This window comes from Microbacterium sp. NPDC086615 (assembly GCF_040686055.1).
Taxonomy (GTDB): domain Bacteria; phylum Actinomycetota; class Actinomycetes; order Actinomycetales; family Microbacteriaceae; genus Microbacterium.
In genome coordinates this window covers 1-8,433 of the sequence record NZ_JBFBJJ010000036.1, presented here as the reverse complement: position 1 = coordinate 8,433, position 8,433 = coordinate 1, and the positions used below count along the sequence as shown (strand labels likewise).

Genomic DNA, 8,433 nt, shown 5'->3' with positions numbered 1-8,433 from the left:
AACGAGAACACCAACGGCCTGCTCCGGCAGTACTTCCCGAAAGGCACCGACCTGTCCGTCTACGGTCCGGAAGACCTCGAGCACGTCGCCCAGAAACTCAACGGCCGCCCACGCAAAACGCTGGGCTGGGATACCCCAGCCCAGCGTCTGCTAGAACTCGTTTAGTTCAGTTGGTGTTGCGACGAGCCCTAGAAACCGCCCAGGGTGAGGGCCGCTTCGGTTCGGCGTGTCAGACCGTGCGCCGCCGCCGCAGGGCGAAGGCGAGGCCGCCCGCGACCACGAGGAACCCGCCCGCGAGGGCCACGCCCCACGGAGCCTCCGCGCCCGTGTTCGCGAGCTTGCCGCCGGGGTTCGTGGGCTGCCCCGGAGCGGCGGGAGCGGGCGTCGGCTGGGCGCCGGGGTCCTCGCCCGGCGTCGCGTCCGAGGCGAGCACGGCCCGCCCGAGTGGCGCCGGGTCGACCACGGGGGTCGCCTCGAAGTACGCGAGCGTCGCGTCGAGGTCGATCTGGCCGGTGTCGGTGCGGTCGGTTCCTGCCGCGAAGGTCGGGAACCCGTCGCCGCCGTTCGCGAGGAACGAGTTCGTCACGACCGTGAACGTGTCGGTGTCGGCGATCGGCTTGCCCTGGTACGCCATCGACACGACCGAGCCCACCCGCGGGTTCGTCGGGTCCTGCGTGTAGGTGTACGTGAAGCCGTCGGAGACCCCGAGGTGCAGCTTCGGTCGATCGCCCTCGGCCTTCCACTGCTCGTTCAGGATGCCGCGCAGCTGCTCGCCCGTCAGCGTCACCGTCACGAGGGTGTTGGCGAAGGGCTGCACGAGAGCGGCCTCCTTGTAGGTGACCACCCCGTCGTCGCCCTTCAGCAGGTCGGCGCGCAGGCCACCGGGGTTCATGAGCGCGATTCGCGCCTTCGTCCCGGCGTAGGCGGGGTTCTCCGAGGTCGCCCACAGGTAGACGTCGGCGACCCAGTTGCCCATCGACGACTCGACGCCGCGGTCGGCTCCCGAGGGGGTTCCGCCGCGCAGGATGTCGCCGCTGATCTCGCCGACCGGCTTCGCGCCGATGACGTCGGCCTGTGCGACGTAGCCGGCGACCTTCGCCTCGATCTCGGCATCCGGAGCGAAAGCGCCCGCGAGCGGGAACGTCGTTCCGGTGAGGGATGCCAGCGAGTCAGTGCGCGTGTCCCACGTGAGCGACAGCTGGCCCATGGCCTTGCCGTACTCGTACGCCTGGATCACCGGGCGGGTGCGGTCGGTGCCCGCCACCGGCAGGTCGCACGCGTACGTCTGGTGCGTGTGCGCCGAGACGATCGCGTCGATCTCGGGCGAGGCGTTGACGGCGAGGTTGCCGAAGCCCGACTGGTCGGCGGCGATCGCGGCGCAGTCGTCGGAGACGGCGGCGCCCGAGTGCGTCAGCAGCACGATCACGTCGGCGAGGTCGCCCCGCGTGATCTCGTCGGCGACGCGGTTCGCCGCTTCGAGCTGGTCGCCGAACTCCAGGTCGGCGATACCGGCCGGGTCGACCATGGTCGCGGTGTCGGGGGTGACGGTGCCGATGAAGGCCACGCGCACGCCGTCGACGTCCTTGATCGCGTACTCGTCGAGCGCGGGCTCTTTCGTGCCCTTCTTGTACACGTTCGCGCCGAGACCGTACTCCCCGCCGCCGTACTCGGGCAGCACCCGGTCGGTGAGGTCGGCGAAGCCGCGGTCGAACTCGTGGTTGCCCACGGCCGATACGTCGAGACCGGACGCCCTCAGCGTGTCGATCGTCGGCGAATCGTTCTGGATGAGCGAGGTGAAGGTCGACGCGCCGATGTTGTCACCCGCCGAGACGAAGAGCGTGTTCGGGTTGGCGGCTTCCTTGGCCTTCACGGCGCCCGCGATGACGGCCGCGCCGGCCTCGCCCTGCGAGCCCGCTTCGAGGCGGCCGTGGAAGTCGTTGACCGTCAGGATGTCGATGTTCTTCACCGTCGGGTTCGAGACCTCGAACAGCGTCGTGGTGCCCGACACCTCGTTGCCGACGGCGACCAGCGGTCGCCCCGTGGGAGACGCGTCGGCGGGGATGAAGTCGACTCCCTCGGGGCCGAGGTCGCCGGCCTTCGCCAGCAGCTCGCGGTCGGCGGTCTCGTCGCCGGTGAGCTGGTCTTCCATCGACACCGAGAAGTCGCGGTTGTTCACATATCCCGCGTAGGCGGCCTTCGTCGGGTCGGTGATGTCGTACGTCATCACGCCGCCGACGCGCTCGAGACCGATGAACGCGTACGTGCGCCCGTCGACCTCGCCGATCGCGAGGTTCTCGGGCTCGGGACCCTTGTCGTCGCTGCGTCCCTCGAGGTTCGAGGCCGAGTGGTTCGAGTTGAAGAAGCCCGGGTTCGCGTCGTGCGTGATGCGCTCGAAGTCCGCGCCGGAATCGAACATCTGCGCGCCGTCGGCGTTCCACACCGAGAAACCGCGGCCGCCGAACGTGTAGAGCTCGGCGTAGCAGCTGCCGTCGGCGTTCAGTCCCATGTCGGTCGCGACGTTGAGGCGGCCGAGGTCGGCGTCGTCGAGCGAGCCGGCCAGCGGGCTGTCGGCGCAGACGGGCGCGAGACCATCCTCACCGAGATCCTTCACGCGGGCCGTGTCGTTGAAGTCGCCCCACTCGCGGCCGTCGCCCTCGTTGGCGGTGACGAGGTAGGTCTCGCCGTTCGTCTCGTACGCCTGGATGCCGTCGGGCATGTACATGCCGTACAGGCCCGGGTAGCTCTTCTCGTTGGAGGTCGGAGCGTCCTCGGGGTCGCGGTCGCTCGCGTCGAGCGTCTCGACGCCGTAGTCCTTGTACCCGAGGGGACGGATGCCACTGACCTCCGCCGACGCCAGGTCGACGATCGCGATCGCGTTGGCTTCCTGCAGCGCGACGTACGCGGTCCCCCCGGCGATCGCGACGTACTCGGGCTCGAGGTTGCGGCTGACGCGGTTCGCGGCGAGCGGGGTGTCGCCCTGGTCGGGGGCGGCGACGTCGGGACCGAAGACGCGGACGGCGGGGTCGAGGGTCTTCGATCCGCCCTTCTCGAACGCTCCGAACCCGGCCGTGCGCACGGCATCCTGGCTCGGGGCCGCTTTCTCGGCGGGGAGGGTGACGATCCCGACCGAGCCCTCGGGGTCGACCGAGAAGTCGTCGGCGGGCTCGCCCTCGTTCGCGACGACGGCGACCGTGCCGTCGGCCGAGATCGTGACCATGTCGGGGAGGGCTCCGACGGTGACCTCTCCGAGAACGGTCGGCTCGGCGGCATCCGCGTCGAAGAACACGAGGCGGCCGGGCGCGGTCTTGTCGGTGTCCTCGAGGGCGATGACGCCCAGGCCGTCTTCGCGCACCGCGAGCGAGTTCGCCACGCCCGTCCCCGTGATCGAGTACAGCTTCGTGGGGGCCGCGGGGCTGCTCATATCGAGCACGTCGACGGCGCCGGCCTGCGCGTTCACGACGAACAGGCGGTTCTTGTAGGCGTGGACGATCTCGGCGGCCGACTGGTCGAACACGCCCGTCTCGTAGGTGCCGATCGGGCGGAGGCTCACCGCACTGTCGGCGGGAGCGTCGCGAATCGGGTCGGGAACGATCGCGGCGGACGCCGCGGTGGCGCTCGAGAGCGCGAGCGCGCAGACGGCCGCGGTCGTCGCGGTCAGCGCGACGGTACGGCGAAGGAAGGGCGAAGGCATGGCTGTGTCCTCGGGGCAGGGGATCGACGCACCGCGGGGGCGGCACACCGGACGCCGCGGGGGCGGCGGACGCGCCGAGTCTGGCCGCGGTCCGTGACGCTCGGATGAACGAGAGGCGAACGCTCGCACGCGCGCCCGCTCCCGTGCGAGGCGGTCTAGCCTGGGCGCATGACGGAGCCTTCCGGTGCCCACGCCGACGAACCGCATCGCCAGGGCCTCGCCCAACGACTGAACGGCCTTCGTGCCGGAGTGCTCGGTGCGAACGACGGCATCGTGTCGACCGCCGCGGTCGTCGTCGGCGTCGCGGGAGCGACGAGCGAGGTGGGGCCCGTGCTCGTCGCCGGGCTCGCCGCCCTCGTGGGCGGTGCCGTGTCGATGGCGCTCGGCGAGTACGTCTCGGTCTCGAGCCAGCGCGACAGCGAGCGGGCGCTCATCCAGAAGGAACGCCGCGAGCTCGCGGAGGATCCGGATGCCGAGTTCGCCGAGCTCGTCGGGTTGTACGAGGCCCAGGGGCTCACGCGCGACACGGCGACCCGCGTGGCGACCGAGCTGACGGCATCCGATGCCCTGAAAGCGCATCTGTCGATCGAGCTGAACATCGATGCCGACGACGTCGTGAGCCCGTGGACCGCCGCGCTGGCGTCCGCGGTGGCTTTCACGATCGGCGCGCTGCTGCCTCTCGCGACGATCCTGCTCGCGCCGGTGGAGGTGCGGGTTCCCCTGACGTTCGCGGCGGTGCTTGTCGCGCTGGCCGTCACGGGGTACGTGGCCGCGTGGATCGGCGGCGCTCGACGTGGTCGCTCGATCCTGCGCACGGTGATCGGCGGCGCGCTCGCGCTCGGGGCGACGTATCTCGTGGGGTCGTTGTTCGGCGTGGCGGCGGGGTAGCGCTCAGGATCTCAGCCGGCGATCGAGGCGTTGGCCAGGCGGTTGTCGCTCTGCACGTCGATGAGGATCACGTGGCCGAAGAACAGGTCGCCGTCGTCGAAGTACGCAGTGGCCGAGCCGTCGGCGGCGATGCTCAGCTCGCTCAGGCGGATCCGCTCCGCGAACGTCTCCCGGGTGATCGGTTCCGGAGCCGGCGCGTCGTCGTCCTCGTCCTCCTCCTGCCAGTCGTTCGCGAGGTCGGTGAGCTCCTCGGCGGCGAAGGCGCGCCAGCGGGCGTCGACGTCCGGCATCTCGGCGAGCAGCGCCCGCAAGCGGGCGAGGGACCCCTCGCAGGTCTCGGCGCCCTCGGCAGCGTCATCGTCGATGCTCAGGCTGACCGATACCTGTTCCCCCGCCCACTCGATCCCGCCCGAGAACCACCCGTAGGGACGATCGAGGGTGAACTCGCCGAGCTCGGTGGCAAGGACGACGGGGCGGAGCCACCGGTCGCGCCGGTCGTCGAGCGCGGGGACGCGCAGGTCGCGCTCGATCACCTCGTCGAGCGCGAAATGGTGCGAGAGGTCGCGCACAGGGAGGTTGTACTTCGCGTACTCCGCCGCGTCCGGAGTGGCGCGACGGACCCGCACGCGGTATTGCGTCAGGGCCTCGAGGTCGTGGATCCACCCGTCGCGTTCCGCGTCGGTGGCGAGCCACGACAATCGCCCCTCTTCGGTGACCACGGCGCCGGATCCGTCGACGTACGCGAGGACGTCCGCGGACGGTGTCCACAGCTCCGCGCCGCCCGCTTTCCCCGCCCCTCCGACGCTCTGGCCGGTCAAGACGACGATCTCGATGGACTCCGCGGCGTGACGGCGGTCGAATTCGGCTCGCTCTTGCTGCTCAGGCATGCCGTCGAGGGTACCGACTCGCGAATCATCGCAAGCCCTCCCATTTAGTAGGACGTCCATGTAATCTGTGAGGGCGACGACGCCGTCGCCCCACGAAGGAGAGCCGCATGGACACCACCCCTGCTCCCGCGCTCGACGCCCCGCCCGCCGGTACCCTCTCGGCGGATGAGCGCGAAGCCATCCTCGAAGCCGTCCGTGACTTCGCCGCGACCGAGCTCGCCCCCCACAGCCTGGAATGGGATGCCGAGAAGCACTTCCCCCGCGATGTCCTGCGCCGCGCAGGCGAGCTGGGCCTCGGCGGTGTGTACGTGCAGGACGACGTCGGGGGCGCGGGCCTGTCACGCGCCGACGCGGTCGCCATCTTCGAGGAGCTCGCCTACGGCGACCCCACCGTGACGGCCTACATCACGATCCACAACATGGTCGCCTGGATGGTCGACGCCTACGGCACCGACGCCCAGCGTCAGCGCTGGCTGCCGGGCCTCGTCGCGATGGACGACCTCGGTGCCTACTGCCTCACCGAGCCCGGCGCGGGATCCGATGCGGCGGCGATCACGACCTCGGCGATCCGCCACGGTGACACCTACGTGCTCACGGGCGTGAAGCAGTTCATCTCGGGTGCCGGAGAGGCATCCGTCTACGTCGTCATGGCCCGCACGGGCGAGCCGGGCGCGCGGGGGATCAGTGCATTCCTCGTTCCCGCCGACGCTGCGGGGCTGTCTTTCGGCCCCCTCGAGAAGAAGATGGGCTGGAACGCCCAACCGACCCGTCAGGTCGTCCTCGACGAGGTGCGCGTTCCCGCCGAGAACCTCCTGGGCGGGGAAGGCCGCGGCTTCTCGATCGCCATGACGGCGCTCAACGGCGGCCGACTGAACATCGCCACCTGCTCGATCGGCGGGGCGCGCTGGGCGCTGGATCGCGCGATCACCTACGTCCACGAGCGCTTCACGTTCGGCGAGGCGCTCGCCGAGAAGCAGTCCGTCGTCTTCGCCGTGGCAGACATGGCGACCGAGCTCGAGGCGGCGCGTCTGCTCGTGCGCGATGCGGCGACGGCGCTGGACGCGAAGAACCCCGACACCGCGACCCGCTGCGCGATGGCCAAACGATTCGCGACGGACGTCGGGTTCCGCGTCGCGAACGAGGCCCTGCAGTTGCACGGCGGCTACGGCTACCTGCAGGACTACGGCATCGAGAAGGTCGTGCGCGATCTACGCGTGCACCAGATCCTCGAGGGCACGAACGAGATCATGCGTCTCATCGTCGGTCGGAGCGTTCTGGCCGCGTGACGTCGAGTCCCCCGGCGATGTCGGGGGAGCGTGGGAGCATGCCAGAGCGGGTCGTCCGCGCCGACAGAACGGGAGTGACATGACGGATCAGGATGCCGGTTACGAGACGATCCGCGTCGAGCAGCGGGCTCGCGTCGGGTGGATCACCCTCGACCGCCCCGAGGCGCTGAACGCGTTGAACACACGCACCATGCACGAGGTGGTCGCCGCGGCCGAGGTGTTCGACGCCGATGAGGGCGTCGGCGCGATCGTCGTGACCGGAAGCGAGAAGGCGTTCGCGGCCGGAGCCGACATCAAAGAGATGGAGGGTAAGTCCAGCGTCGAGATGACCCTGACCGATCACTTCGGCGGCTGGTCGCGTTTCGCCGCGGTCCGCACGCCCGTGGTCGCCGCGGTCTCGGGTTACGCCCTCGGCGGCGGCTGCGAGCTCGCGCTCATGTGCGACGTGATCCTGGCCTCGGACCGCGCGAGGTTCGGCCAGCCCGAGGTGCAGCTGGGCGTGATCCCGGGCATGGGCGGGACGCAGCGGCTCGTGCGTGCCCTGGGGTACTACAAGGCGGCTGAACTCGTCTTGACCGGCCGGATGATCGACGCGGCCGAGGCGGAGCGGGTCGGGCTGGTGTCGCGCGTCGTGCCCGGGGCCGACCTGCTCGAGGAGGCGCAGACGGTCGCCGAGACGATCGCCGCGAAGCCGCTCCCGGCCCTCTACGCGGCGAAGGCCGCGCTCGACGCCGCGCTCGAGACCTCTCTCGCCGAGGGCCTCCGCTTCGAGCGCCAGGCGTTCGCCGGTCTTTTCGACACGGCCGATCAGAAGGAGGGGATGGCGGCGTTCCGCGAGAAGCGGGCACCGTCGTTCACCCACCGATGATCGCGACGACGGGTCGGCCCCGCGCCCGATCGGCCGCGATACGCGCGGCCACGGGCGGGTGTCAGAGCGGGTCGGGCACCGGGGCGGGGTCGGCGAAGTCGCCGGCTCCCTTGCGAAAGCGCGCGATGATCCGCACGAGCGCGGTCGCGTCGTCGTCGGCGAGTCCGAGATCCGCGAAGACGGTGTTCAGCGCCGCGGTAGCCTCGTCCACGCGTCGTCGCCCGTCTTCGGTCAGGGCGAGCAGCGCTGCGCGCCCGTCGGTGGGGTGCGGTTCGCGCGAGACGAGGCCGTCGCGGGTCAGCCGGTCGACCGTGTTCGTGACGCTCGTCGGATGCACCTGCAACCGGGCGATCGCGCTGGCCATCGGCATCCGTCCCTCCCTCGTGAAGGCGAGCAGCCGCAGCATCTCGAAGCGCGAGAACGACAGGTCGAAGGGCTTCAGCGCCCGGTCGATGGATGCCATGAGCAACTGGTGCGCCCGGATCACCGAGGTCACGACCGTCATGCCGTCGGCGGCGTCGTCCCACCCGTGCGCGAGCCACTGGCGTTTGGCCTCGGCGATGGGGTCGACCGGCAGTCGTCGCGTCATGGGGCCTCCTCGCGTTTCACGGTACCGCGCGGTCGGCATCCGCGTTGCGGGGTGGGTGCCGGGCGGCGAGCGGTGGCCGGGCGGCGAGCGGTGGTCGGGCGGCGAGCGGTGGCTGAGCCGGTCGAAGCTTCCGCGGGCGTCGCGCGGGGGCCCGGTCCCTTCGACGGGCTCAGGGACCTGTGTTGTGCGGTGGTGGCTGAGCGTGTCGAAGCCTCCGCGGGCGT

Annotated in this window: 6 protein-coding genes and 1 pseudogene; 4 read left to right on the top strand and 3 right to left on the bottom strand. The window is 70.7% G+C overall.

Annotated elements, in window-relative coordinates:
* Positions 1-165: pseudogene (locus AB0O24_RS18870) on the top strand (IS30 family transposase); the annotation flags it as partial.
* A gap of 64 nt (positions 166-229) precedes the next feature.
* Here AB0O24_RS18870 and AB0O24_RS18865 read toward each other — a convergent pair.
* Positions 230-3,691 carry a choice-of-anchor I family protein gene (locus AB0O24_RS18865; RefSeq protein ID WP_275799956.1) on the bottom strand — a complete coding sequence of 1,154 codons (3,462 nt, stop codon included), beginning with the start codon at positions 3,689-3,691 and terminating at the stop codon, positions 230-232.
* Positions 3,692-3,859: 168 nt separating this feature from the next.
* On the opposite strand from AB0O24_RS18865, the gene AB0O24_RS18860 reads away from it, so the two are divergent.
* Positions 3,860-4,579, top strand: coding sequence for a VIT family protein (locus AB0O24_RS18860; protein WP_307384625.1), 720 nt, complete (start codon positions 3,860-3,862; stop codon positions 4,577-4,579).
* A gap of 11 nt (positions 4,580-4,590) precedes the next feature.
* Here the strand turns inward: AB0O24_RS18860 and AB0O24_RS18855 are convergent, their stop codons facing one another.
* Complete coding sequence (locus AB0O24_RS18855; protein ID WP_275799954.1) at positions 4,591-5,466, bottom strand: DUF2262 domain-containing protein; 876 nt, start codon at positions 5,464-5,466, stop codon at positions 4,591-4,593.
* A gap of 107 nt (positions 5,467-5,573) precedes the next feature.
* Between AB0O24_RS18855 and AB0O24_RS18850 the strand changes: the two genes are divergently transcribed.
* Together AB0O24_RS18850 and AB0O24_RS18845 are read left to right on the top strand one after the other, a co-directional pair.
* Positions 5,574-6,752, top strand: a complete 1,179-nt coding sequence (locus AB0O24_RS18850) for an acyl-CoA dehydrogenase family protein (protein ID WP_275799952.1) — start codon at positions 5,574-5,576, stop codon at positions 6,750-6,752.
* A gap of 79 nt (positions 6,753-6,831) precedes the next feature.
* Entirely contained in the window at positions 6,832-7,620 is a 789-nt protein-coding gene (locus AB0O24_RS18845; protein ID WP_275799950.1) for an enoyl-CoA hydratase-related protein, read from the top strand.
* 61 nt (positions 7,621-7,681) lie between these two features.
* Here AB0O24_RS18845 and AB0O24_RS18840 read toward each other — a convergent pair whose 3' ends face one another.
* Positions 7,682-8,209: a MarR family transcriptional regulator gene (locus AB0O24_RS18840; protein WP_275799948.1), complete on the bottom strand. Its 528-nt coding sequence runs from the start codon at positions 8,207-8,209 to the stop codon at positions 7,682-7,684.
* Between the last annotated feature and the right edge of the window lie 224 nt (positions 8,210-8,433).

Excerpts from the sequence above, each read along its gene's own strand:
- AB0O24_RS18860 (WP_307384625.1), top strand. The coding sequence starts at position 3,860 with ATGACGGAGCCTTCCGGTGCCCACGCCGACGAACCGCATCGCCAGGGC.
- AB0O24_RS18855 (WP_275799954.1), bottom strand. The coding sequence starts at position 5,466 with ATGCCTGAGCAGCAAGAGCGAGCCGAATTCGACCGCCGTCACGCCGCG.
- AB0O24_RS18865 (WP_275799956.1), bottom strand. The coding sequence starts at position 3,691 with ATGCCTTCGCCCTTCCTTCGCCGTACCGTCGCGCTGACCGCGACGACC.
- AB0O24_RS18840 (WP_275799948.1), bottom strand. The coding sequence starts at position 8,209 with ATGACGCGACGACTGCCGGTCGACCCCATCGCCGAGGCCAAACGCCAG.
- AB0O24_RS18845 (WP_275799950.1), top strand. The coding sequence starts at position 6,832 with ATGACGGATCAGGATGCCGGTTACGAGACGATCCGCGTCGAGCAGCGG.
- AB0O24_RS18850 (WP_275799952.1), top strand. The coding sequence starts at position 5,574 with ATGGACACCACCCCTGCTCCCGCGCTCGACGCCCCGCCCGCCGGTACC.